Source organism: Paucilactobacillus wasatchensis, assembly GCF_000876205.1.
GTDB classification, from domain to species: domain Bacteria; phylum Bacillota; class Bacilli; order Lactobacillales; family Lactobacillaceae; genus Paucilactobacillus; species Paucilactobacillus wasatchensis.
Genome location: NZ_AWTT01000030.1, coordinates 1 through 24,828, shown reverse-complemented (window position 1 = coordinate 24,828; position 24,828 = coordinate 1). Strand labels below are relative to the sequence as shown.

The 24,828-nt window shown below is 39.2% G+C and carries 23 protein-coding genes and 1 tRNA gene; 9 read left to right on the top strand and 15 right to left on the bottom strand.

The window, feature by feature from the left end; translation table 11 throughout:
- Positions 1–223: 223 nt before the first annotated feature.
- Positions 224–589 (bottom strand): HIT family protein, encoded by a 366-nt coding sequence (locus tag WDC_RS06210; RefSeq protein WP_225349626.1) that lies wholly within the window; start codon positions 587–589, stop codon positions 224–226.
- Positions 590–685: 96 nt separating this feature from the next.
- Here WDC_RS06210 and WDC_RS06205 point away from each other — a divergent pair, with 96 nt between their 5' ends.
- The 3 genes from WDC_RS06205 (at position 686) to WDC_RS06195 (ending at position 4,889) form a co-directional block, all read left to right on the top strand.
- Entirely contained in the window at positions 686–1,261 is a 576-nt protein-coding gene (locus WDC_RS06205; protein WP_044011011.1) for a TetR/AcrR family transcriptional regulator, read from the top strand.
- A 30-nt stretch (positions 1,262–1,291) separates the two neighbouring features.
- Entirely contained in the window at positions 1,292–4,438 is a 3,147-nt protein-coding gene (locus WDC_RS06200) for an MMPL family transporter (RefSeq protein WP_044011010.1), read from the top strand.
- A gap of 169 nt (positions 4,439–4,607) precedes the next feature.
- Entirely contained in the window at positions 4,608–4,889 is a 282-nt protein-coding gene (locus WDC_RS06195) for a YbjQ family protein (RefSeq protein WP_044011009.1), read from the top strand.
- Between the two features lie 60 nt (positions 4,890–4,949).
- Here WDC_RS06195 and WDC_RS06190 read toward each other — a convergent pair.
- Positions 4,950–5,033 (bottom strand) — tRNA-Leu (locus WDC_RS06190).
- Between the two features lie 219 nt (positions 5,034–5,252).
- Between WDC_RS06190 and WDC_RS06185 the strand changes: the two genes are divergently transcribed.
- From WDC_RS06185 to WDC_RS06175, 3 genes are all read left to right on the top strand, one after another.
- Positions 5,253–5,912 (top strand): VTT domain-containing protein, encoded by a 660-nt coding sequence (locus WDC_RS06185; protein WP_044011008.1) that lies wholly within the window; start codon positions 5,253–5,255, stop codon positions 5,910–5,912.
- Between the two features lie 164 nt (positions 5,913–6,076).
- On the top strand, positions 6,077–8,923 hold the full coding sequence (locus tag WDC_RS06180) for a YfhO family protein (protein WP_044011007.1): 2,847 nt from the start codon (positions 6,077–6,079) through the stop codon (positions 8,921–8,923).
- Between the two features lie 195 nt (positions 8,924–9,118).
- Complete coding sequence (locus tag WDC_RS06175) at positions 9,119–9,493, top strand: hypothetical protein (RefSeq protein WP_044011006.1); 375 nt, start codon at positions 9,119–9,121, stop codon at positions 9,491–9,493.
- A 102-nt stretch (positions 9,494–9,595) separates the two neighbouring features.
- Here WDC_RS06175 and WDC_RS06170 read toward each other — a convergent pair whose 3' ends face one another.
- Entirely contained in the window at positions 9,596–9,955 is a 360-nt protein-coding gene (locus tag WDC_RS06170; protein WP_044011005.1) for an iron chaperone, read from the bottom strand.
- Between the two features lie 55 nt (positions 9,956–10,010).
- A complete protein-coding gene (locus tag WDC_RS06165) occupies positions 10,011–10,619 on the bottom strand; it encodes a hypothetical protein (RefSeq protein ID WP_044011004.1) in 609 nt (202 codons plus the stop codon).
- Positions 10,620–10,703: 84 nt separating this feature from the next.
- Here WDC_RS06165 and WDC_RS06160 point away from each other — a divergent pair, with 84 nt between their 5' ends.
- Positions 10,704–11,150 (top strand): nucleoside 2-deoxyribosyltransferase, encoded by a 447-nt coding sequence (locus tag WDC_RS06160; RefSeq protein ID WP_044011003.1) that lies wholly within the window; start codon positions 10,704–10,706, stop codon positions 11,148–11,150.
- 50 nt (positions 11,151–11,200) lie between these two features.
- Here WDC_RS06160 and WDC_RS06155 read toward each other — a convergent pair whose 3' ends face one another.
- The 4 genes from WDC_RS06155 to rnz are packed head-to-tail and all read right to left on the bottom strand — an operon-like array spanning position 11,201 to position 15,878.
- Complete coding sequence (locus WDC_RS06155) at positions 11,201–11,719, bottom strand: adenine phosphoribosyltransferase (RefSeq protein ID WP_044011002.1); 519 nt, start codon at positions 11,717–11,719, stop codon at positions 11,201–11,203.
- A gap of 14 nt (positions 11,720–11,733) precedes the next feature.
- Positions 11,734–14,055 (bottom strand): single-stranded-DNA-specific exonuclease RecJ, encoded by a 2,322-nt coding sequence (recJ, locus tag WDC_RS06150; RefSeq protein WP_044011001.1) that lies wholly within the window; start codon positions 14,053–14,055, stop codon positions 11,734–11,736.
- Between the two features lie 54 nt (positions 14,056–14,109).
- On the bottom strand, positions 14,110–14,925 hold the full coding sequence (locus tag WDC_RS06145) for an SDR family NAD(P)-dependent oxidoreductase (protein WP_044011000.1): 816 nt from the start codon (positions 14,923–14,925) through the stop codon (positions 14,110–14,112).
- 11 nt (positions 14,926–14,936) lie between these two features.
- On the bottom strand, positions 14,937–15,878 hold the full coding sequence (rnz, locus tag WDC_RS06140) for a ribonuclease Z (protein ID WP_044010999.1): 942 nt from the start codon (positions 15,876–15,878) through the stop codon (positions 14,937–14,939).
- 115 nt (positions 15,879–15,993) lie between these two features.
- Here rnz and WDC_RS06135 point away from each other — a divergent pair, with 115 nt between their 5' ends.
- A complete protein-coding gene (locus WDC_RS06135) occupies positions 15,994–16,272 on the top strand; it encodes a hypothetical protein (protein WP_044010998.1) in 279 nt (92 codons plus the stop codon).
- A 1-nt stretch (position 16,273) separates the two neighbouring features.
- Here the strand turns inward: WDC_RS06135 and obgE are convergent, their stop codons facing one another.
- The 3 genes from obgE to WDC_RS06120 form a co-directional block, all read right to left on the bottom strand.
- Positions 16,274–17,578: a GTPase ObgE gene (gene obgE / locus WDC_RS06130; RefSeq protein ID WP_044010997.1), complete on the bottom strand. Its 1,305-nt coding sequence runs from the start codon at positions 17,576–17,578 to the stop codon at positions 16,274–16,276.
- A 68-nt stretch (positions 17,579–17,646) separates the two neighbouring features.
- Entirely contained in the window at positions 17,647–19,455 is a 1,809-nt protein-coding gene (gene uvrC / locus WDC_RS06125) for an excinuclease ABC subunit UvrC (RefSeq protein ID WP_044010996.1), read from the bottom strand.
- A 101-nt stretch (positions 19,456–19,556) separates the two neighbouring features.
- Positions 19,557–20,288, bottom strand: a complete 732-nt coding sequence (locus tag WDC_RS06120; protein WP_156127011.1) for an amino acid ABC transporter ATP-binding protein — start codon at positions 20,286–20,288, stop codon at positions 19,557–19,559.
- 240 nt (positions 20,289–20,528) lie between these two features.
- On the opposite strand from WDC_RS06120, the gene WDC_RS09735 reads away from it, so the two are divergent.
- Positions 20,529–20,684 carry an SPJ_0845 family protein gene (locus tag WDC_RS09735; protein ID WP_191978657.1) on the top strand — a complete coding sequence of 52 codons (156 nt, stop codon included), beginning with the start codon at positions 20,529–20,531 and terminating at the stop codon, positions 20,682–20,684.
- Positions 20,685–20,744: 60 nt separating this feature from the next.
- Here the strand turns inward: WDC_RS09735 and WDC_RS06115 are convergent, their stop codons facing one another.
- From WDC_RS06115 to tig, 4 genes are all read right to left on the bottom strand, one after another.
- Positions 20,745–21,038, bottom strand: coding sequence for a nucleoside triphosphate pyrophosphohydrolase family protein (locus tag WDC_RS06115; protein ID WP_044010994.1), 294 nt, complete (start codon positions 21,036–21,038; stop codon positions 20,745–20,747).
- Complete coding sequence (gene yihA / locus WDC_RS06110) at positions 21,038–21,634, bottom strand: ribosome biogenesis GTP-binding protein YihA/YsxC (RefSeq protein WP_044010993.1); 597 nt, start codon at positions 21,632–21,634, stop codon at positions 21,038–21,040. The genes WDC_RS06115 and yihA overlap by 1 nt, the downstream gene beginning before the upstream one ends.
- Positions 21,635–21,781: 147 nt before the next feature.
- A complete protein-coding gene (gene clpX / locus WDC_RS06105; protein WP_044010992.1) occupies positions 21,782–23,029 on the bottom strand; it encodes an ATP-dependent Clp protease ATP-binding subunit ClpX in 1,248 nt (415 codons plus the stop codon).
- A 139-nt stretch (positions 23,030–23,168) separates the two neighbouring features.
- Positions 23,169–24,494, bottom strand: a complete 1,326-nt coding sequence (tig, locus tag WDC_RS06100; protein WP_044010991.1) for a trigger factor — start codon at positions 24,492–24,494, stop codon at positions 23,169–23,171.
- Positions 24,495–24,828 lie beyond the last annotated feature (334 nt).

The window sequence follows — 24,828 nt, the reverse complement described above, 5'->3', positions numbered from 1 at the left end:
GTAGTACCGTATATTGCGCATACGTTAAATTAAATTTTTTTAGTGGCGCTTGGTAGAAGTGATTGAATAGTTGATGCGCTCGATTGATTTGAAAACATAATTGATTGTCCAACACAACCTGGTCTGCCATGACGCTAATCCCCTTTAAAATAGTAGTTTAATCACCTATAATATATCTCTTATCACTGGTAAAGTAAACGTTTTTACTTCTCAATAACAATCATTAATGCGCCGGTGGAATTAAATTTTCTACTCCTGGAACAACAGTTGCATTATTAGCATAGCGCGGAATCACGTGGATATGACAGTGCATCACACTTTGGCCCGCCACTGCACCAGCATTAACCCCCAGATTATACCCACCAGGTTGATAATGTTGATCTAAATATTGCTTAACCTGTTCAATTAATTCCCATAAAGATTGGCGTTCTTCTGGACTTAATTCCCAGATTTGTTCAACATGTCGTTTAGGTATCACAAGCGTGTGTCCTTGCGTTACCGGCGCAAAATCAAAAAAAGCGGCACTAAACTCATTTTCCACTAAATATTCTTTTGGTTTCTTTTGACAAAAAACACAATCTTTTACCATTTTAATCCCTCTTTATTCATAAACTACATTTTGTAGATTGATTTCTCCATTTAGTAGTGTTATAGTGATCTAGTTTTTCATGAAAGGTGCATACAAATGACTAAGAAAAGAAGTTTAAATCGCGATAAAGTGTTGCAAACCGCAGTTGATATCGTCAGAAATGATGGGCTCAAAGCTTTGACGCTGCAGCGACTGGCTCATGATCTCAACATCCGAACACAATCATTGTACAACTATATCTCTAATTTAGACGAGTTAATTGCATTAATTGGTGCTCACCTAATTAATCAACTGCGGCAAAAGATAATCGACGGCATTGTTGGTCTCTCCGGTAAAGAAGCTTTAATTAGATTTGCTGATATTGCCCGTGAGTTTTTAATTGCAGAAGGTTCATTAGCAATGATTATTTTCCATCTTCATGAGGCCCCTAAAGATTCGGAATTTAACAATGCCGCACTGCAGCTAGTCGCATTGTTAAATCAGGTAATTGATTCGTCTCATATCGAAGTTCATGATGATGCACCCTATTCACATGCATTGATTGGCTCTGTATTGGGATTTGTTTTTATAGAAACATCGCAATTTTATAAAGATGAAACATATGGGAGTGCAACCAAAAGTTACCATCAAATGATAGAACGTATTATTACCCCTAGTAAATCTTTGGCATAGGAATGTACTAGTAGTAGAGGAGGAGCAACATTGGCAAAAATTTTAAAAAATCATCTTGGCGCACTAATAGCATGGATCTTAGTTGTTATCTTGGCTATCTTTATGTTACCGAATATCAATCAATTGACCCGCGACCATTCCACCATTAGTCTGCCTAAAGACTCACAAAGTCAAATCGCAGATTCAATTCAGAAAAAATGGGGTTACCATCAAGGAAATACCTATCAAGTCGTGGCCGTATTTAATAATGGCAACAATGCGATGTCAAGCGCCGACAAGCGCAAAGTTCAAGCAACCATAAATGAATTGAAGCAGCATAAAGCCAAATATGGCATTAAAAGTATCACTGCTCCAAACGACAACGCTGAAACTAAAGCTCAATTAATTTCTAAGGATAAATCCACTCAATTAGTGCAGCTGATGATCAGCAAGAAACATGGAACTATCAGCAACATTAATAAGCAACTCACTAAATCGATTAAAACTAGTGGCGTTAAATCCTACATCACCGGTTCCGATATCTTAAACGACGATTTTTCTGGGGCTATCCAAGAAGGAATCAAGAAAACAGAAATCATCTCAGTGATCTTCATCTTTTTGGTTCTGGTTCTCGTCTTCCGTTCCCCAATCGTTCCATTAATTTCGTTATTGACGGTTGGAGTTTCTTTCATTACTTCTTTGAGTATCGTGACCAACCTCGTGGATAAATTTAATTTTCCATTTTCTAATTTTACCCAAGTATTTATGGTGATTGTCTTATTTGGAATTGGGACAGATTATAATATTTTGTTATACAACCAGTTTAAAGACGAACTCAGTCGCGGTTTATCAAATTGGAAGGCCGCTCAACGAGCCCGCCGAGTTGCTGGCAAAACAATCCTGTACTCCGGCTCTTCGATTCTGATTGGTTTTTCGGCCTTAGGGTTGGCGAAGTTTTCGATTTATCAATCAGCCATTGGTGTTGCAGTTGGCGTTGCAGTGTTATTGGTCGTTTTATTGACACTCAATCCATTTTTTATGGCTGTCCTTGGTAAAAAAATGTTTTGGCCATCTAAAAACTTTGATGGTGAAGGAACCAGTTCACTTTGGCATCGCTTGTCGAGTAGTTCAGCGCTTCACCCGATTATCTCAATTTTGATTATTTTAATCCTGATGTTACCATTTTATTTCACTTTCAATAATCAATTAAATTATGATGATACGGATGAAATTAGTAACACAACACCTTCAAAACAAGGATTTTTAACGGTCCAGGAACATTTTTCTAAGGGCACTGCTGAACCCTCAACTCTTTACATTAAGTCAAATCACAAACTTGATAATGAAAAAGATTTGAAATTAATTGATGAACTAACCCGCAAAATTCAAGCCGATCCAGCTGTCAAAACGGTTGCTTCAGTCACTCAACCTGGCGGTACTAAGGTTAAGAAACTTTACGTTTCAAATCAGCTCGGCACTGTGACGTCTGGTCTAACCTCGGCACAAAAAGGGCTTGGCCAACTATCCACCGGTAGTCAAGCAATGACTGGTGGTTTGGGTCAGTTGTCAACTGGAAGCCAGCAATTAGTCGATGGTGTCGCTGAGTTAACATCGCAACTAAATAGTCAACTATCTGGAAGTAACGCATCTCAAATTGCTCAACTAGAGACTGGTTTGCCAGAAATTAATAGTGGCATTCAACAGTTAAACGCTGTCCTACAACAATCTGGCAGTTCTGTTGATACCTCAGCATTAACATCTGAACTAACTAACGTTGGTAACCAGGCTAAAATCATTGGAACAAACTTAACCTCTGCTGGTAATACACTGCAGGCGCTGGAGGGTCAAAATTCTTCTTCTACTAGTTCTGCAGCTAAGATAGTCGCAGCTGCTGATCAAAATGGTGCAAATTTGAATGCACAGCAGCAGGCCATTTTAAACAAAGTCATTGCAGGTGCCCTGGATGAACAGACGCAGTCGTTAGAAAGTTCACTGTCATCAGTTGCCACAAATATCCAGGCAGCTGGCAATGCCGATAAGAGTTTGGCTAGTTCAATGACTAGCGTTAGCAATTCAGCATCTTCATTGAAGAGTATGATGAGCCAGGTTTCGACTTTAAAAACGCAGGTTAATCAACTCGCCACGGCTTCTAACACAGCTTTGCCTGGCGCAACAACCGCATTAAAACAGTTAACTAGTGGTTTGACGCAGATCCAATCTGCATTGGGTACTAGTCAAACTGGACTGATTCAAATCAACACAGGTATCAATCAGTTAGCCGCGGAATCACCAAAAATAACATCTGGTATTGATGAAGTTAATACTGGTCTTGGCTCTGGTGGAACTTATCTAAAAGCCCTAAAAAAATCGGCCGCTGCTGACTCATACTATGTTCCAAGCACTGTTTTGCACAGTAAATCGTACAAACCAGCTGTTAAAGCATATCTATCTGAGGATAAAAAATCAGCCAAAATTACCATTGTACTGAAAACTAATCCAAGTGATACAAAAGCAACGAGCAAGGTGCGTGCTTTATCCACAACAGCTAAGAAGAACCTAAAGGGTACTGATTTAAAGAACGCAACGGTGGCCATGGGCGGACAATCATCTTCACTGGCTGATATTAAAGGAATCGCTAGTCAAGACTTTGTTCGAACTGCAGCTATCATGCTGATCGGAATCTTCCTCGCCTTGATCTTTGTCACCCGTTCATTGCTGCAACCAGTTTATATTCTCGGAACACTGATGATGGCTTACATGACTTCACTGAGCTTGACTCGTTGGTTTACGCACTTGTTCTTAGGACGAGACATGCTAACCTGGAATACACCGTTCTTCTCATTTATCATGTTGATCGCCCTCGGGGTTGATTACAGTATTTTCGTAATGATGAAGTATCGTGAATTCGGACGTGATAATCTAATGCCATCTGAGCGAATCGTAAAATCTGCCAGCATCATTGGAACCGTGGTTATTTCAGCAGCAATTATTCTTAGTGGAACATTTGCCGCTCTAATTCCATCAGGTGTGCCAACCTTAATTGAGGTGGCCATGGCCGTGATTATCGGATTGATTATCTTAGTCTTTATCATTCCAGTCATCATTCCAGCCACGATCCGACTGACGTATCCTGTTAAATCAGGATTCCAAGATGCTGAAAATCGTGCCAAAAAGGAAAAAGAAAAAAATAAGCAATAAAATCATAAAAAACGACTGTGAATGCAGTCGTTTTTTGATTGAACAAAATATGATAAAATCACAGTAGATATTAGTAGAGTGAAATCTACATTATGGCAGCAATTAAGCTATCATTTTTTTGCTGAAACTTTCTCATTTTAGTCTTGCTTAATAATTGGAGATGAATTTTATGTTGTTAACTACCGGTAACATCACTCAACCACACACCATCACAGGAATTGTGAATGCTACTAGTCACCTGATGCTCACCTCAGAAACAATTGATGCATTTGAATCAATGGACCAACTATTTCCTGATGTGGAAGAAAAAATGAAGCAAAAAGCAATTGATGCAGGTGCTGATGGAATTATCAATATCAGTTTTAATACTGAGGTTGCACAATTGCAAGTTGCCCCCAAATTTTTGGTTGTAACTGGTTACGGAACACTGATTAATTTTTCAGAGGAATAACAAAGTATAACTAAAACGGGATCAGCATTCTTAATTGAAATGCTGATCCCGTTTATATTATGCCCGAGGCAGGATTCGAACCTGTACATGGTTACCCATACAGCGACCTGAACGCTGCGCGTCTGCCAGTTCCGCCACTCGGGCAAACAACAATTCTTAGTTTACACTACCAATTCAAAATTGAAAAGCATTTTCCCACTAAAACTGATAAATTAACTTCGTTGCATCATTTATGAATCTGTCTGGACACGATTTTCTTTTAGAAATGATAAATTAGAGCCAATAGTCTTTACTTTTGACACCAAAATCTGTATGATTCTACTTACTAACTGATCACACTACACTTTAAAATAGGAGACTTATATGCCTCAATTAATCGATTTTATTATGCACATTGATCAACATCTGATCACAATTGTAAATCAATTCGGCCCTAGCACCTATCTAATCTTATTCTTACTTATCTTTATTGAAACTGGTGTTGTTATTTTACCTTTTCTACCTGGTGACTCTCTTTTGTTCGCTGCCAGTGCATTAGCAGCTAATCAAGCATTTAACCTAAGCCTCGGTTGGCTACTTCTCACATTTTTTTTAGCAGCGGTCTTAGGAGATTCGCTCAATTATGAAATTGGTAAGCATACCAGTTTAATGGCGAGTCGCAATTCCTTGATTTCTCGCTGGCTCAATCAAGAAAAGCTTGATAAGGCGGAAGCATTTTTTAATAAACATGGTGGTAAAACCATTGTCATTGCCAGGTTTATGCCGTTTGTTAGAACGTTTGCTCCATTTATTTCCGGTGGAAGTCAAATGAATTACCGCAAATTTGCGTTCTATAATATTTTAGGTGGCCTGTTATGGGTGCTTATTTGCTGCCTAGCCGGCTTTTTCTTTGGTAACCTACAATTTGTCCAAGACAATTTCACCTTCGTCATTTTGGGAATTATTGGCGTCTCATTGCTACCTGCAGTGATTACCTACTTAAAAAGTAAATTTTCAGCATCATCGGTCGAAGAAATAGAATAATTTTTACAAACGATCCGAGTTTGACAGTCCGTTACAATCCTGTCAGACTCTTTTTTAGTACATCCGGTGAAACTAACTTTGACCAATAGCCCATAAATACGATAAAATGGCGGGTATGATCAAATAAATTCCGAATCTAAAAAATTAAAGGGTCGTTAATTAATATGTCGTTACGTCATAAATTGCAACAAAACATTTATTTAAATTACTTTTTGTGTTTCCTCGTCGTGGGAACCTTAGTATTTGCCGTCGTGCCAATTTCTAAATCAACCCTTATTTGGAATTCAGATGGCATCGCCCAACATTACCCTGCGTTGCTTTATTGGCGTCGATTATTACGCGGCCTCGTATTTCATCATCACCTCTTTGCTCAATGGGATTGGAACATTGGCTTAGGTTCCGATACATTTCAAGTGCTTTCATACTACGTAATGGGCGACATCTTCACCTATCCATCTATTTTCTTTTCACAAGCGCACATGGCTGCTTATTATTCAATTTTTACTGTCTTGCGCCTATTTTTATGTGGTGTTACCTTCATCTTCTCTGCCAAGCGATTATTACCACGAGCAAAATCAAGTTCCATTTTGGTAGCCAGTTTTGTGTATATTTTTTCTGGTTACAGTGCATATGTCACCTTCGCCCATCCCTTTTTCTTAAATCCACTTATTATTTTACCGCTGCTAATCTACTCAATTAATTCCGCCTTAACCACCGGCAGAATTGTTCCTCTGTTCGTTATGACTGCCTGGACTTTATTTAATAACTTTTATCTGGGTGCGGTAATGGGACTTGGTATGGTCATCTATTGGCTGATCTTGCTGATTACCAAGCCACAATTGCGTGATTTCATTTTAAATATAAAATTGATACTCAGTGTCATTGGTGGTATTGGATTAAGCGCGATTCTCTTTATCCCATCCTTTTACCAATTAATGGTCTCTGCCCGTTCTAGTAGTGAAGTAGCTAACGGTATGACGCTGTACCCGTTAGCCTATTATCTCACCTTACCAGGAATGGCTCTCAGCAACTACTCCAGACCTTACTGGGTCACTGGCGGTATCTTAGCCATTGGGATCATCGCTGTGCTCTGGTCGCTGCGCCGCTTTCGCCAGTATCTGGTAATCAATCTCACATTCATGGTCAGTGTCATTATTTTATTGGTGCCACTTTTGGGTGCATTAATGAATGGTGGCTCATCTCCATCGAACCGCTGGACTTTTTTGGTTATGTTTCCAATTGCAGTTGCCGTTATTTACCTATTAGATAATCTAAACACGATTGATCGTCGCGATATCATTGTGTTCACCAGCATGGGTCTCATCGTGGCAGCAAGCTTATTTATTACTCATAGTTTTAGTTTTAAGTTTGATTTAGGTGGGGTGTTGATCATCTACGCCTGCTTTGTCATCCTATTAATTTTGACCAACAGTGCCCATGCAATCAAAATGTCCGGCAAAACTGTAACCATGATTGTACTAATTCTGACATGTGCCAACGGTGTGATCATCATGCGTGATCGCCATGCTAATCAGTTTTCACAAGCTGATACCATGCTCATGACCTCGTTTGCCACACAACAGTTGACCACCGCACAAAAAGCCTACGAACAGACCAAAGAGCAGATAACACCAGCCACTACCAAAAAAGCTGGTTTATTACGTTCCTTAATTGATAACCAGTTGGGAAACTATTTAGGCAAAGCACCAGCAGATAATTTGCCCATTTTAGCTAAAACCAACAACATCAACAGTTATTGGTCACTACAAAATAACTATCTGGAGAAACTAAACAACGACCTTGAAAATAATACCAGTAATCCTAACGATGTCACAAATACAGGTGATTATCGTTCCCTTTTATTGCAATATTTTGGCGTTGCTCGCTTTTTTAAAAACACTACTACCAAACTTTCACCTACCAGTTATGAAGTCAACGGTGAGATAACTAACGCTCAACAACTACTCACCACTACCAAAACAATGCCATTAATTTATCAATCAGCCGGAATAATGAGCAAAAAACAATTTAGCAAACTCGATCCAAGTCAAAGAGAAACTGCATTGATTACCAATACAGTAACAAATAAAGCTAAGGCAAATGTTGATCAAACGTTATTAAATAAAGTAGTTAAGATTCCATTTTCCTATCTGAATGGTGCTACAACTACCAAAAAGCATGTCTCAGTCACCATGCCCACAACTTCTATTACTCCCTATGTGACAATCGATTCAGAGCAAAAAAATATAAAAGGCTACGAACTACATGCGCGTCTAACCAATATTTCATTTTCAGCGGGAAGCCTAACCCAACGCTATCAAAATGCAACCAACAATTATATTAAAACGCACAATGAGGCCATGATGTTGAGTGGCCAAGATACTGACTTACGTTATAGTTCCCAATTATTTAAATTAAATTGGCTTCGTAAAAACGCAACCAGTATGAGTGGTAATACGGGTACTTTTAGTATTCAACTTGGCTATGGGCAAACAAGTAACGTCTTTGAACAAATGGGTAACGACAACTTATCGTTTTATGACCCACAGACATCAACTACACTCAACTTAGGCACTATCAAATCATCAAATAACTTAATTACCCTAACGCTGCCAACCAGTGGTAAGTATCAATTCGATCTAACTCTTTGGGCAGTGCCAACAAAAAATGCAGCAACCCGAGCAATCAATAAAAATACTGCTGCCAAAAATATTAAGATCAATAAAAATGAAGTGACTGCCACATACCAAGCCAAAAAGGCTGGCATTCTGGCAACCACTATTCCATACTCAGCTGGTTGGCATTTGGCTGGATCAACAACCAAGTTACCTCGCGTAAATGATGCGTTCATCGGCATCCCCGTATCTCGCGGCCAAAACCACATTAAACTGGTCTATTCGACGCCGCTACTCCACATTAGCGCTTTGATTTCACTACTTAATTTTGTTATTTTATTACTAATCATTTCGGCTGAACTGTTCAACAAGCATCGTTCGAAAAACTTGAATTAACTTTTTTTCGTAATTGCTGAGGTTAATCCTTCCTAGATGAGTATCAATTATGTTACGATTCTTATATGAACCATAATATTTTTAAATAATTGATTCTTGACTAAGATTGTTATATTTTAACTGCAAAATTCAATTATTTTATTAGGTTTGGTGACAATCTCCAAACCTTTTATTTTATTCAAAGGAGCAGTGCAGATGACCCCTTATAAAATCTTTTTTAACAACCGTGTGACTGCCACATCTGTGGTTGTTACATATAATGCCAGCACATTAGATAATGTAGAAATTTTTAATGGCCGAATCAAACTACAAATTACCACAGCTAACGCTCGCTTTTTAAGTTCCGGAAATGTTGCTTTACGAGCAATTGAGACCACAATGATGGGTATTAGCACCAAATACAGGCTTGTTGCAGTTACGTTTACTAAACCAGAAGTACCAGCAATACTTAGCATTCCTGATTATGAATGTTTCAACAAATACGTTTTTGATCATGGTATGACCCGCGGCGTGCTTATGGTCATGAATAAAAATAAAAAACGGATTGGAGTTAAAGTCCAATCCGTTTGAATATTTGCTAATCCATTACAATATATCTTCCGATTTTGATTCGGTGTGCCCAGCGTCTAAAAGGAGCTTAACCAGATGACGGTTAAACCCCTTTTTACGATTCTATTTTTTTGCACCACCTGCTTGGCCAATTCGGTAAGCCACGATATCACGGATTAATTTAACTGGCAGTGGGCGATCATAAGGAATTTTAATTGTCCCCTTCGAAGTCTCATAGTTTTGCAACCGGTCAGCAAACGCAACTATTGGCGCAGCAGTCGGATAAAAACCGAGATGGCTTTTGGTGGCAGCAAAATAGACTAATACTTGACCGTTTTGCTTGATAGCAGGCATGTTATACGAAATAACCTCACTAGCTCCAGGCGCAGCATCTAACAATAGTTCCCGCATGATTTGTACCACCTCTAATTGCATTGGTGCCAAATCCGCAAGATAATCTTCGATCTGATTATATTTCTTCATCGAAACCGTCCTTTGATTGTTGTTATTACGGGAATCAAATTAACTCTAGGTTATCTTAATTAGCAATATCATATGTCGTCTTGCCATCTTTAACCGTATACATTGCCTTAGCAGTATTATCTGGTTCCATCATGCTAATTGAATAACCATCCCCTAAGGCCTTTTTAAGCTGTTTCGACGTAGTTTTAATACTCTTAGTTAAAGTACCCCAACCAGCATCACTGGCTTTACTAGGCGTGCTAATAACGTAATTTAAAGCTTTGACAGTATTACTGTCCGAAGGTTGAATTTCATAAGTTTTTGTTTTTTGATCAAATGTAACTGAACCAATCGATTTATAATTCTTCTTTAACTGAGTTAAGACATTTTGTTGGGCCGTTGCTGCAGACTGAGCAGCCGTTTGACCAGTTAAGCCTGTGTTATTTGGTTGTGAAAATGACGAAGAAGTGGCTGCTTGACTACTGGTGGTCTGTGAGCTCGTCTGTTGATTGCTGTCATTTCCAGACCAAACAGGTAAATTCCAAACCCCATAGACGGTCAACGCAAAACTAACAACTACCATAAAAGTTGGCCAGACCCATGTACCATACTGCTGCCATGAGTTGACTAAATAAAAGCCACTTAAAATTAACACCAATCCTGCAATCACAACCAGAAAAATCATAATTTTACCTCTTTGTTTTTTTGTTGTCCCCACTTGAATTATTGGTTACAATGAAACCACCAACTATTCTAAAGGAGTGACATAATGAAAAATATTTACTTAGCTGGACCATTTTTTAGCGAATCTCAAATTAAACGAATTACCAAAGTCGAAAAAGCTTTAGCAGCAAATCAAACTGCCGGTACAATTTTTAGCCCTCGGCTTTCCGACGAGAACGACGATAGTGTCAACGCTGGTTCACCTGAATGGGCCAAGTCAATTTTTACCAAGGACGTTGCTGAAATAGATCGGGCAGACATCATCGTTGCAGTTACGGATTTCGTCCATGAAAATATTGATAGCGGCACCGCCTTTGAAATCGGTTATGCTTATAAAATGCAAAAACCAATCATTCTACTGCAGGAAAAGGATGAACCGCTAAACCTAATGGTAAGCCAGGCCGGACACTACTATACTAAGTCAATCGATGACCTAATTAGTTACGATTTCAACAAGTTACCCGCCCAAGGGTATACCGGTAAGGCATTCTAACAAATTAAAACTACTGGCTAGGAAAATAAATTTTCCCAGCCTTTTTTTAATTAAAAAGTTACTAGTGATAACATATCGTAATCTTTGATTTTATCGCGGCCATGAAGATCCGTTAATTCAATGATAAATGCAGTTCCCACCACGATACCACCGAGTCGTTCAACCATCTCAATCGTGGCAGAAATTGTCCCACCAGTGGCCAATAAATCATCCGTCACTAGCACTCGCTGTCCTGGCTTAATTGCTAATTTTTGTAGCTGCAATTCGGCTGTGCCGTATTCCAAGTTATAAGTAGCACTAATAGTTTCACGCGGTAACTTGCCTTTTTTCCGTGCTGGGGCAAAACCAACGCCCAGTTCATAAGCAACTGGACATCCAACAATAAAGCCACGCGCCTCTGGTCCAACAATCATTTCGACGTTTTTATCACGAGCATACTGTACAATTTCATTGGTTGCTTGGCGGTATGCTTCCCCATCAGCCATGAGCGGTGAAATATCCCGGAACATAACTCCTTTTTCTGGATAATCCGGAATTGTTGCAATATAATCTTCTAAATTTAATGTCATTAATTAGTTCTCCTTTAATCGGCACTCATATTTTCATTCATCCAACGACGCATCGCTGGTGCGTCGCTATAAATTAACGTTTTTTCAGCGATCATTGACTGTTCTCGCTGCTGATAAACCTTACTTGTTTTTAAATCAACAGTCGGTGGGTTAGTTACACCATTTAAAATACCATGGTTTATTTTAACAAATCCAACTTCAAAAAACACCTGAATCATGAAAATCAGTTGTTCTGGTTCAATTTTCAAGTATTCACTTAATAGTTTTAATTGATCATGTACATTAACATCATGATGTTCCCGCACAAACTTATATAACACAGCAAAGCTTTGGCGATCGGGCATTCCACTTAAATAGACGCTATGCGGTTGGTACAGCAACATTTTAATGATTGACGGTTGTCCACCCAATTTAAATGCGGCCACAAGCGCAGCCAAATTTGGTGGACAATCCACAACAGTAACTGATTGATCAGCTAACTGGCCAGCGGATAAGTCGCTGACCAATAAAATCTTTTTTGTAGTCGTATAATCTGCCAGTTTTTGCATTAATTGCTGGTTGAAAAATAAATAATAACTATCGTCAGTAAACAATTGTGCGGCTAAATGATTTGTCCTGCAATCAACAATTTGGGTACCTGCTAATTGAAAATCCTTAACCATCAACTGGATATTGTGATTGCCGTGCCACACATTGTCATCGAGCGTCCCAACAACCGCCAAATTATTATTACCAGCATTGATTTGTGCTGCCGCCGTTCCATGATTAAATGCAATCGCCGTCAAAGTTTGCTTAACACCCATTAAATCAAATTTTAAATGTGCATTGGTTTTTCCCATTGTTTTAACATTTTGAATCTGCTCCGCTTGAATCTCAAATAACGGTCGCTTATTACCATTACCAAACGGTGCCAGTTGTTCTACTTGATCAAACAAGTCCAAATCAGCATCATCAACTGGTATTTTGGCAGTAATGGCTAATACTTGTTTTGCGGCAGTGTCAAATTGCTGTTGAATTGCTGCAACCTCAAGTTGATCTTTCAAAGCCTCAATATTGTCAACTGGTACAGACAAACCTACTGCCATTTCGTGACCACCAAAGGCCACGGTTAACTCCCTTTTTTGATCGATGGCCGCAAACAAATCCAATCCTGCGACACTACGACCAGAGCCTTTGGCAATCCCGCTTTCAGCATTAACATTTAACACTAGTGTTGGCTTACCCGTTTGTTCAACCAACCGACTGGCCACGATCCCTAGCACACCTTCATGCCAGTTTTGACCTGCAATAATTAGTGTTTTACGAGCAATGTTTTCTTCATCATTGGCCTGGTCGAGCGCCTGTTCAGTGATCTGGGCCACTAATTCTTGTCGTTCGTTATTTTTTTGTTCAAGTTGCTGGGCCATTTTTGTTGCAACTTCTTCATCAAGTGTGGTCAGTAACTCAACCCCTGGATTAGCATCGCCCATTCTGCCGAGTGCATTTAAGCGTGGCGCAATCCCAAAACCAATGTTAGTTTCGGTCAATTCAGTTTCATTTAGACCAGCAACTTTAACTAATTCATGAATTCCAACTCTGCTACCAGTGCGTAATTGTTGTAACCCAAAACTGACTAAGATTCGATTTTCATCTGTAATTGATACCAAATCAGCTACTTCACCAATTGAAACCAAGTCCAACAGTTCAACCGGAAATTCTTCCAACAGTGCCCATGCAACTTTGAACGCCACCCCCACACCCGATAAATCTCCAAATGGATAATCAGAGCCAGGATAACGTGGGTGTACGATTGCATATGCAGCTGGCAATTCTTGTGGCAACGAATGATGATCAGTCACAATAACATCAACCTGTCGTTCATTAGCGGCAGCGATCGCAGCATTGCCGGAAACACCATTATCAACAGTAATAATTAATTGAGTTCCCGCATCAATCAGTCGATTAAATGCTGCGGTATTCGGTCCATAACCATCAGAAAATCGATTTGGCACATAGTAGTTAACATTAGCTCCAAGCGTCAATAATGTTTCAAACATTACTGCAGTGCTGGTGATACCATCAGCATCGTAATCGCCATATACCGTAATTAAATCTCCTTTTTCAATGGCACTTTGAATTCTAGTTACTGCCTGGTGCATGTCATGCAATAAAAAAGGATCGTAGCAATCCGTTATTTTAGGATGCAAAAAACGATCCACTTTTTCAATTGAATCATATCCACGTGCAATTAATATTTGTGCAACCACAGGCGCTAATTTAAATTCTTGCGCCAATTGATCTGCTAACTTTGAGTTATTGACTTGTGCTAACTGCCATTGGTAATGCGATGAAATCACCTGAACTACCACCATTTCTAATTGTATGTATACCACAAAATGTGGTTAATAATTCTATTTAAATGCAAAGAACTTCTTAATTGCCCAGTCTCCAATACCAGGAAATAGTTGATACCCTAATGCAACTACCGAGAAATATCGTGGAATATTAATTTCACGGACAGGATAACCGACACTATTCCAGATCCGACGGGCAACAACTGCCGGATGAAGCACTAATGCACTAGGCAAATGTGCCATATATGTCCCCTTTGGATCGGCCTGATCGAAAAAATGCGTAGCTACGGGACCTGGATTAACGGTAATGACCTGAATGCCATAATCATATAACTCCATCCGCAGTACATTATCATAGTTAATCACACCCGCTTTCGTTGCCGAATAGACGCTGCTGTTTGGAGTTGGAATCTTGCCAGCAATAGAGCCAACGTTAATAATCACGCCGCGGCCTTTCGCCATCATTTCTTTTGCTACACATCGACTCAAATACATCAGTGCTAATAAATTCACGCGCACCATTTTATCCATGGTCGGCAAATTTTCCGCCACTGCAGCCTGCATATCACCAAAACCAGCCGCGTTCACTAACACATCCACGCTTCCAACTTCATGATTAATGGTTGCTAAAACAGAATCAATTTTATCTGGATCGGCCACATCCAGTTGGTACGCAAATGCAGGCCGACCGGATAAAATAAGGCAACGTTTAGCCACTATTTCGAGTTGATCTAGGTGCCGCGCACATACAACCACGATTGCACCGCGTTTGGCTGCTTCATAAGCTGTTGCTTCGCCGATACCACTGGAACCACCTGTAATTAAAACAACTCTGTTTTTTAACACCCTTAACTCACGTAGTCGTTTCTGCATGTTACCACCTCCTATTTTGTTTTGACGCCATCAAATGGAATATCAATTAAATCCAAATCATTCACTACTTGTGTTGCTGGAAATATTTCTCGTGCCTGGTAGGCTAAGTCATTAGCTAACTTACCAGTGTATCGAGCCGAAATGTGTGTTAATAATAGCTTTTTAGCATGCGCTTTTTTTGCAATTTGTGCTGCCTGTACGCTGGTAGAATGATAATAATTACGTGCCATTTTGCCCTCACCCTTGGCAAAAGTACTTTCGTGTACCAACACATCGGCATTTTGCGCTAGTGCCACACTATTCTCCGTTTTACGCGTATCACCCAAAATAGTAACCACTCGTCCCGGCTGTGCAGCACCAATAAAATCTTTTCCGTTTAAAGTTCGACCATCGGGTAATTCAACCATTTGACCTGCTTTCAAACGACCGTACACCGGTCCTGAAGGAACATTGAGTGCTTTCAACTTTTCAACTTGTAATTCACCTTGATGATCCTTTTCAATCACACGGTACCCAAAGCATTCGATCTTATGATCCAATTTATCACAAACCACCTTGAAAGTTTGATCTTCAAAAATTACTCCCGGATCAGTTAATTCGACAAATTTAATTGGATAGCCCAATTTAGTTTCGCTAACCCGTAAACTGATCTTGACAAAGTCAGCTACACCACGCGGGCCGTAAATCGTCAATGCTCCCTCACCACTTTGAAATGAGCGCGAGCTTAACAATCCTGGTAACCCAAAAATGTGATCGCCATGCAAATGAGTAATAAATATTTTTTCAATTTTACGTGGTCGAATTGTAGTACGCAAAATTTGATGTTGGGTTGCTTCACCAACATCAAATAACCAAATTGCATTACGTTCTTCTAACAAACGCAAGGCAACACTGGTTACATTTCGTTGTTTACTAGGTGAACCTGCACCGGTTCCTAAAAATTCAATTTGCATTATTTCATGATCCCTTACTCACATTTCGTTTGTGTCATTTCAATTTCATCATTATAATTAGTTTATCATATTTAATAATAGAGCGGCTTACGGAATACAGCTAAGGGAGGTTGTAATGAAATTAATTGATTTTGCTTTTTCAACCAGTGAACTACATGGTCAATTGATCCTACAAGTAGAAACAGACGCCCACCGATTTAACATTTCAGAGATTATATTCTCTGGAACAGACAAATTAATTTTGATTGATAACAATCGTCTACCCGTGCTAACCCTAGCACAGTTCAAAGCACGCTGCCGTCAGACAAATCCGCAATCATCTCTTTATTTTCAGACATCCACCCAACCCTTATTCGGTTACCGATTAGATAATCAATATATTTTGTTAGGCTAGGCTATTCAACAAATTCAAACGTGAATTTTTCAATCTGAACTGTATCACCACTTTGGGCACCCTTTTGTCGTAGTGCTTCGTCAACGCCCATTCCCCGTAATTGACGGGCAAACCTCATCAAACTTTCCTCGTGTTGCAGATCCGTCATCTCAAATAATTTTAATAATTTCTCACCAGTTAATAGCCAAATACCATCACTATCACGGCTAATTTGAAAATCAGGCGTTGTGTCTGCAAATTTATAGACACTAGTTTCGTCACTCTTTGTATCATCATTAATCAAGAAGGCTGGCGTTTGATCAAGTAAATCTGCAGTATACTGCAATAATGTTGTCAACCCTTGATGAGTAACTGCGGAAATCGGGTAAATCACCGGTGTTTGTTGGTCTAATGTTTGATCCTTTTCCAGTTGTTGCTTAAAAATAACTAAATTTTCGGCTGCATTTGGTAGGTCCATTTTTGTTGCCACCACCACTTGTGGCCGTTTTAACAACTCTGGATCATAGCTTTCGAGTTCATGATTAATGGCATCAAAACGCGTAATGGCTTGTTTTTCGTCTTCACTACTCATATCTACTAAATGCAATAATACCCGTGTTCGTTCAATATGGCGTAAAAATTGTAATCCCAGCCCGACCCCTTTTGATGCCCCGGCAATCAAACCAGGTAAATCGGCCATTGCAAAATCACGACCATCGTCTAGTTTCACCATTCCTAAATTAGGAACTAGCGTTGTAAATTCATACTCAGCAATCTTCGGTTTTGCACCTGTAACCACCGATAATAAAGTCGATTTTCCAACTGAAGGAAAACCAACTAAACCAACATCAGCTAACATTTTTAGTTCCAGTTCCAGATTCATTGTCTGACCTGGTTCACCATTTTCAGCCATTTCAGGAGCTGGATTTTTAGGACTGGCAAAACGGATATTACCACGACCGCCACGACCACCTTTTGCAACGACTAGTTGGTCTCCTTGATCGACCAGGTCGCCAAGAATTTGACCATTAGTGCTATCTTTCACCGTTGTTCCTTGTGGTACGGAAATAACCGTGTCCTGAGCGCCACGACCGGTCATTTGCTTAATCATGCCATTACCACCATTGTCCGCTTTGAAAATACGATGATACCGAAAGTCCATCAGTGTCCGTAGTCCTTCATCAACTTTTAAAATGATACTACCGCCGCGACCACCGTCACCACCAGCAGGACCACCATTAGGAACATATTTTTCGCGCCGAAATGCTACCATCCCGTCGCCACCCTTACCAGCACGAACTTCAATTTTAATTTGATCTACAAACATATTTTATTTTCTCCGTTTTTAAGTGTCATAAAGGTCTAGTATAGGCGATATTACGTTAAACGTCAAAGTTAGTCGTGACTGCTGCCACGAGCAACCTGTACGTTTTTTTGCAACGAAACTTTAATTAACTGTGCAGTTGGTTGTGGAATCCCTAATTGATGCAGATCATCAATTGAAGCTTCAGCGATATGCGCGATTGAACCAAATTTTTTTAATAATTTATTCCGCGTCTTTGGTCCAACACCAGCAATTTCATCTAATCGTGAGCTAAGTGAATGTTTTGTGTGAACCTGACGATGAAAGGTTATGGCAAATCGATGCACTTCGTCTTGAATTCGTTGTACTAAATAAAATCCCTGACTTTTTGGATCCAAATTGATGTGCTGATCCGTTGCACCAAATAGTAAGTCAGCCGTTTTATGATGTTCATTTTTAACCATGCCAATTACTGGGATAGCAAGGTTCAATTCATTTTCTAGCACGTCTTTAGCGGCATTCATTTGAATGTCTCCACCATCCATAAAAATCATGTCCGGCATAGGGTGATGCTCCTTTAATAATCGCGAATAACGCCGGCGAATAGCTTCAGCTGTACTAGCTGCTTCATCAGCATGGTCCACCGTTCTTAACTTATACTTGCGATATAGCTTTCGATTAGGCTGCCCATCAGTAAATACAACCATTGCTGATACAAGATCCGCGCCTTGGATATGTGAATGGTCAAACGCTTCGATTTTATGTCCAGCTGGTAAACCCAATGCATCAGTAATTTCTTGCATCGCGCCGGTTGTCTTTCGTGCATCTAATTCCAGCAATCTAAATTTTTCTTCCAATACGAGCTGGGCATTTTTTTGGGCCATTGTTAATAAATCTCGTTTTTCACCTCGTTGTGGTGTTCTTACTGGAATCCCTAAAATTTCACTAATTTCTTGTGCCGGTAAACCAGCCGGAATTAAAATTTCACGGGGTAATACATTATTTTTGCGATTATAAAATTGCATGATGAAACTGGCCATTTCTTCCTCCGCCGAGTCGACAATAGGAAATAGCCTTTTTTCACGCTTCATTAGGCGCGCTTGTCTGATGAAAAATACTTGAATCGAAAGCCAGCCTTTATCCATATAAAAATTAAATAGATCTCGTGGCGTTTTATCAGTAGATATAATTTTTTGTTTTTCGACCGTTACTTCAATGTAATGCAATTGATCGCGTAATTCTGCCGCACGTTCGTATTGCATTTCAACGGCGGCTGTTTGCATTTGCTTAGCTAATTGCTTTTTGATCACCTTTGTATTACCGCTCAAAAATGATTTAATTCGCTCGATTTGGTCTTGATATGTTTTCTCAGGGACTTCTTTAAAACAGGCCCCCAAACATTGACCCATGTGATAATACAAACACGGTCGTCCCTGGTAACCATTGCACCGTCGAAGTGGATATACTTTTTGAATGAAATGTAATGTTTCTTCAGCCGCATAAACGTTCGGATAGGGACCAAAGTAATAACCCTCATCTTTTTTAACATCGCCCGTAATTAAGATCTGGGGATCCCGTTCATTGGTAATTTTGATGTATGGGTAGCCAGTGCCACGTTTCAGTTTAATATTGTAATACGGTTGGTGTTTTTGAATTAGCGTAATTTCAAGTAAAAATGATTCTTTATTAGTGGTTGTCACAATTGTCTCAAAATCAGCAATTTCCGACACCAATCGTGCGGTCTTGCCCTCGTGACTACTTTTAAAGTATGATCTAACGCGATTACGTAAATTTTTAGCCTTTCCTACATAGATTATCTGACTATTGATGTTTTTCATCAGGTAACAACCGGGTAGTGGTGGTAATAATGTTAGCTTATGTTCTAAGTATTCACTTGCCAATTGCAACCCCTCCGTTTTATTTTGCTGCATCCCATTATATGTTATCGAACACCTTTTCGCAAAAAAAACACTTCAATTCAAATTGAAGTGTTACTAATTTCTTAAGCTTGCAAAACTTTTTCTAGAAAGTCTTTTGCTCGGTCTGTTTGTGGGTGATTAAAAAATGTATCAGGATCGGCTGACTCTTGAATATAACCATCTGCCATAAACCAAATCTTGTCCGCCACACTCTTGGCAAAGCCCATTTCATGGGTCACAACGACCATTGTCATGCCATCATTGGCTAGATCGTGCATTACCTTCAGCACTTCACCAACCATCTCAGGATCTAACGCGCTAGTGGGTTCATCAAACAACATCACTTCTGGGTTCATTGCCAACGCTCGCGCAATCGCAACCCGTTGCTGCTGTCCTCCTGAAAGACTAGTTGGATAAGCTTCCGCTTTTTCAGCCAAGCCGACTTTTGTTAGCAGATCTTTGGCCACATTAGTCGCATCAGCGTCGCTCATGTGCTTAACCTTTATCGGAGCCAACTTTAAATTTTCAATTACATTCATATTAGGAAATAGATTAAAGCTCTGAAATACCATGCCCATTTTTTCTCGTAATTCATTCACATGCTTTTCATCAAGGGTAGTTAAATCTGTTCCCTTAAATAAAACCTGCCCATTGGTGGGTTGTTCAAGTAAATTAAGGCATCGAAGAAAGGTTGATTTACCAGCTCCTGAAGGGCCAATAACACAAATTACTTGCCCTTTTTTAACTTCCTCCGTGATGTCTTTTAACACAGTATTATCACTATAAACTTTTTGCAATTTCTTTACTTCAATCATAGCTTCATTTTCCAATGTTAATTCCCCCTTGCCAATCGTCACACTTCACGTTTGGTTATTCAATAAACATCATTATACTAGTAAATGCTTTTTTATGCAATACTATTTCATTTTTTATCCTATTTATGCATTTAATCAGACCATATGCAATGTAAAGTGAATATATTTACAAATTATTGTAAACATGCTAGCATAAGACCAACTTAAAATTTCTGTCATATTGTTGAAAGGACTGATTTTATGGGACTCATCGTTCGCCGTGAGCTTAACTTGGAAAAATTATTCGATGACTTAGCAGTTGATCCTAAAAAGAAAGCTGTCAAACAACCGGATAAAAAACCAAATGAAACCAAACAAAAGAAAAATGACAAAAAAGACGATGACGACACTAAATAAAGTAATCATCAAATTTTAGGATAGGCCTATTGAGCTTATTTTTTTTACTAAAAAACACACTTATTTTTGGTAGCCATCTGGATAACGATTATTTAAAATATCAATATTTGTTTTGGCAACTTCATCAAATGGAATGTTAGCCCATTGTGCTACTTGAGATAGATACCAAAGAACATCTCCCATTTCATGAACAAGTTCATCACGATCTAGTTTCTGCCCGCGAAAAGTGTAATTCTTAACTAAATCAACTACCTGCCCCGCTTCACCGGCAAGTCCGAGCGCACAATTAGTTAGTACTTGTTCATTGCCATAAAGGGTCCGATTAGCTGCTTTTTGATAGTCATTAAATTCCATTATTTGGTTCCTCCAATTTTAGTTTCAATCCATTGCCACACATCGTCTTTACCTAATTTGGTTTGGGCGGAGAATAATATTAATTCGGTGGTTGATCCCTTCAAACCTAGTGTTTTAGTAATCAAACTAGTTTGCCGATTACGAACACCAGGCTTAACCTTGTCAATTTTAGTAGCCACAATTAACGTTGGAATGTCATAATATTGCAACCATTGATACATTGAAACATCATCATCCGACGGTGCATGCCGACCGTCTACCAGTTGAACAACCCCTTTCAACGTTTCCCGTTGTGTTAGGTAGGTTTCAATCATCGTGCCAAATTTAGCCCGTTCTTGTTTAGAAACTTTTGCGTACCCATAACCAGGGACATCAACAAAATACAATTGATGCTCAACCTCGTAAAAATTGAGTGTCCTTGTCTTTCCAGGTTGGCTGGAGGTTCGCGCATAACTACGACGGTTAATCAGCGTATTAGTCAGTGATGATTTCCCCACATTGGAGCGACCAACCAACCCAATTTCTGGGTAACCTGTGGTTGGATATTGAGTCGGTGATACTGCGCTCATTACTAATTGCACTTCTTGAACTTCCATAACAGCCTCCAAATTAATTTACTGTGTCCATTCTAACAAAGATATCACGTGAATGGCACATCAGTTTACTCAAATAAAAGGCTCCATTAACGCAGATTCGTCCAAGAATCGCGCTAATGAAGCCTATTTTTAATCCAGAGACCAGTTTTATGAAGCTTTTTCCTTCAACACATACTCTGGCTCAGAGTGTTTATTAACACTCCGCTTATTGATAATTACTTTCTCAACATCTTTACGGCTTGGTAAGTCAAACATCACATCGCGCATCACGTCTTCAATAATAGAACGCAAGCCCCGAGCACCGGTATCTCGCTTAATTGCTAAATGTGACATCGCTTTTAGCGCACCGTCAGTAAATTCTAATTCAGCATTATCAATCCGAATTAACTTTTGATACTGTTTAACCAGTGCATTCTTTGGTTCAGTTAAAATTCGCACCAAATCATGTTCGTCTAGTTTTTGTAAGGCTGTCAGGATCGGTAACCGCCCGATGAACTCAGGAATTAAGCCAAACTGCAATAGGTCTTCTGGAACAACATGTTGCAAAATGTTTTTATCGCTAACTTCATCAATCTCACGCGAGTTAGAACCGAATCCAATTGTCTTGTCTCCTAGCCGCTCCTTCACAATCGTTTCAATGCCGTCAAACGCGCCACCAACGATGAATAATATATTCTTAGTATCGACCTGGATAAATTCTTGTTGTGGGTGCTTACGACCACCCTGAGGCGGAACGTTAGCAATGGTTCCTTCCAAAATCTTTAGCAAAGCCTGTTGCACTCCTTCACCAGAAACATCTCTCGTAATTGATACATTCTCACTTTTTTTAGCTATTTTATCAATTTCGTCAATATAGATGATTCCCTTTTCAGCTCGATCAACATCATAGTCAGCTGACTGTAAAAGTTTCAAAATAATATTTTCAACGTCTTCACCAACGTATCCAGCTTCTGTTAATGTGGTTGCATCAGCAATTGCAAACGGTACATTTAAAATCCGTGCCAGTGATTGTGCTAAATATGTTTTTCCTGAACCAGTTGGGCCAATCAAACTAATGTTACTTTTTTGTAATTCAGTTTCATCATCACTTTGAGTGGCAGTTTCATTCACCCGTTTATAGTGATTATAGACAGCAACAGAAAGTGTCTTCTTAGCATCTTCTTGACCAATCACATAATCGTTTAGCTTGGTCACGATTTCAGCTGGAGTGGGCACATCTAGCAAGGCTTGTGCTGAGTCTTCAGCAATTTCTTCATCAATAATTTCCTTACATAAATCAATACATTCATTACAGATATAAACGCCTGGACCGGCTACAATTTTTTTAACCTGATCTTGTGATTTACCACAAAATGAACAGTTTACAGATTCCATTCCATCGGTATCTTCAAACATCTAGCGAAACCTCCTAATAAGTTACTGTGTGTATCATAGCAGAATGGACAACTAAATACGAATAATTGACTCATTATCAAAGTAAAAGAATGCCCAATCAATTGATTGAACATTCCCCAAAAATATACGAGTTTAAACTCTAATCTTCATCTTTTTTGGTGCTCTTTTTAGCAGAGGTCTTTTCTTGTTTAGCCGAATCACTAAGCATATCAACTGCCTTTTTAACAGCAATATCATGTGCCAACATATCTGGTGTCAATGCCTTAGAAACAGCATCTTCTTCCATTCCGTATTGTTGTGCCAAGTCTTTAACTTCAGCAGCAATTTCTTTGTCTGTCGGTTTGATTCCTTCAGCTTCCACAATCGCTTCCAATACTAAGTTGGTCTTAACCCGTCGTTCAGCATCTTCAGCAAATTGCTTCTGCAAGTCTTCCTGTTTTGTACCAGTAATTTGGAAGTACATCTCAGGATTGATACCCTGCTGTTGCATGTTAGCCAAGTATTGTTGCATTTGTCGATTAGTATCATCATCCAACATTGCTTGTGGAATCTCTTTAACTTCAGCGTTATCGACCGCTTGTCCAATCGCAGCTTCTTCAATAGCATCATGAGCAGCTTGCTCTTTTTGCTCCTTAAGTTGGTCTTTGGTCTTGGTCTTTAATTCCTCTAACGAGTCAACTTCTTCATCAACGTCTTTAGCAAACTCATCGTCTAATTTAGGTAGTTGTTTTTCTTTTACTTCGTGAATTGTAACCTTAAATAGTGCTTCCTTGCCTTGCAATTCTTTTGCTTGATAATCCTGTGGGAATGTAACTTTGACATCAACATTCTCATCAGCTTTATGGCCAACTAATTGGTCTTCAAATCCTGGAATAAATGAATTTGAGCCCAATTCAAGTGAATAATTATCAGCAGTACCGCCATCAAACTTTTCACCGTCAACAGAACCTTCATAGTCAATCACAACAGTATCACCATTGGCAGCTGGTTTGTCTTCTTTCAGCACTAGTTCAGCCTGTTGTTGGCGTTTCTTTTCAAGTTCAGCATCAACATCTTTGACCAATACACGTGTGTTTTGCTTAGGAACCGTTAACCCCTTGTAATCACCTAACTTAACGTCTGGCTTAACAGTTACAACAGCTTTTAAAACCCATGGTTGATTTTTTTCCATACTGTCAACATCGACTTGTGGCTGATCAACTGGTTCAATGCCAGCTTCTTTAATTGCGGCTTCATAAGCTTCTGGCAAGACAATATTTAATGCGTCTTGATACAAAGTTTCCTCACCATACATCTGATTAAAGATTTGGCGTGGAATTCGACCCTTACGAAAACCTGGAACAGTCAAGGTTTTCTTTGTTTTAGCAAAAGCCTGATCAATTCCTTTTTTTCTTGTGTCGACATCAATATCAAATGTTAATGTCCCTTTGTTGGTATCGCCATCGCGTTCCCATTTTGCTGACATTTTATTTCCTCCATAACAGTAGTAAATTATTAAATGCTTAATTTTGCATACCCATTTAGTTTAACGTAAGCCGGGCGAATTGTAAACATCTGTCCACGTTAAACTTGTATATGTATGAAAAAAAGCCCGGCAAGCAAAACTTACCAAGCTTTTTATTAGACTAAAAGGGGTTCTACAATATTTGGTACTGATAGGTGTTCACTTCGTGAACATATATTGGTAACATTTTTATATACAGACAAAAAAAGAGAAGATAGCCTGCACCTATCTTTTCCAGAAAGGAACTATCTCTCATGGATGATTCTATCAAAGATGCACTTGGAATTACTGGATT

Bases quoted from the DNA above. Each gene is read 5' to 3' on its own strand.
- WDC_RS06185 (WP_044011008.1), top strand. From the start codon at position 5,253: ATGCCTCAATTAATCGATTTTATTATGCACATTGATCAACATCTGATC.
- rnz (WP_044010999.1), bottom strand. From the start codon at position 15,878: ATGCAAATTGAATTTTTAGGAACCGGTGCAGGTTCACCTAGTAAACAA.
- WDC_RS06160 (WP_044011003.1), top strand. From the start codon at position 10,704: ATGAAAAATATTTACTTAGCTGGACCATTTTTTAGCGAATCTCAAATT.
- tig (WP_044010991.1), bottom strand. From the start codon at position 24,494: ATGTCAGCAAAATGGGAACGCGATGGCGATACCAACAAAGGGACATTA.
- WDC_RS06195 (WP_044011009.1), top strand. From the start codon at position 4,608: ATGTTGTTAACTACCGGTAACATCACTCAACCACACACCATCACAGGA.
- WDC_RS06135 (WP_044010998.1), top strand. From the start codon at position 15,994: ATGAAATTAATTGATTTTGCTTTTTCAACCAGTGAACTACATGGTCAA.
- WDC_RS06170 (WP_044011005.1), bottom strand. From the start codon at position 9,955: ATGAAGAAATATAATCAGATCGAAGATTATCTTGCGGATTTGGCACCA.
- obgE (WP_044010997.1), bottom strand. From the start codon at position 17,578: ATGTTTGTAGATCAAATTAAAATTGAAGTTCGTGCTGGTAAGGGTGGC.
- WDC_RS06210 (WP_225349626.1), bottom strand. From the start codon at position 589: ATGGTAAAAGATTGTGTTTTTTGTCAAAAGAAACCAAAAGAATATTTA.
- WDC_RS06155 (WP_044011002.1), bottom strand. From the start codon at position 11,719: ATGACATTAAATTTAGAAGATTATATTGCAACAATTCCGGATTATCCA.
- yihA (WP_044010993.1), bottom strand. From the start codon at position 21,634: ATGGAAGTTCAAGAAGTGCAATTAGTAATGAGCGCAGTATCACCGACT.
- WDC_RS09735 (WP_191978657.1), top strand. From the start codon at position 20,529: ATGGGACTCATCGTTCGCCGTGAGCTTAACTTGGAAAAATTATTCGAT.
- WDC_RS06145 (WP_044011000.1), bottom strand. From the start codon at position 14,925: ATGCAGAAACGACTACGTGAGTTAAGGGTGTTAAAAAACAGAGTTGTT.
- WDC_RS06180 (WP_044011007.1), top strand. From the start codon at position 6,077: ATGTCGTTACGTCATAAATTGCAACAAAACATTTATTTAAATTACTTT.
- WDC_RS06205 (WP_044011011.1), top strand. From the start codon at position 686: ATGACTAAGAAAAGAAGTTTAAATCGCGATAAAGTGTTGCAAACCGCA.
- clpX (WP_044010992.1), bottom strand. From the start codon at position 23,029: ATGTTTGAAGATACCGATGGAATGGAATCTGTAAACTGTTCATTTTGT.
- WDC_RS06165 (WP_044011004.1), bottom strand. From the start codon at position 10,619: ATGATTTTTCTGGTTGTGATTGCAGGATTGGTGTTAATTTTAAGTGGC.
- WDC_RS06175 (WP_044011006.1), top strand. From the start codon at position 9,119: ATGACCCCTTATAAAATCTTTTTTAACAACCGTGTGACTGCCACATCT.
- WDC_RS06115 (WP_044010994.1), bottom strand. From the start codon at position 21,038: ATGGAATTTAATGACTATCAAAAAGCAGCTAATCGGACCCTTTATGGC.
- WDC_RS06120 (WP_156127011.1), bottom strand. From the start codon at position 20,288: ATGATTGAAGTAAAGAAATTGCAAAAAGTTTATAGTGATAATACTGTG.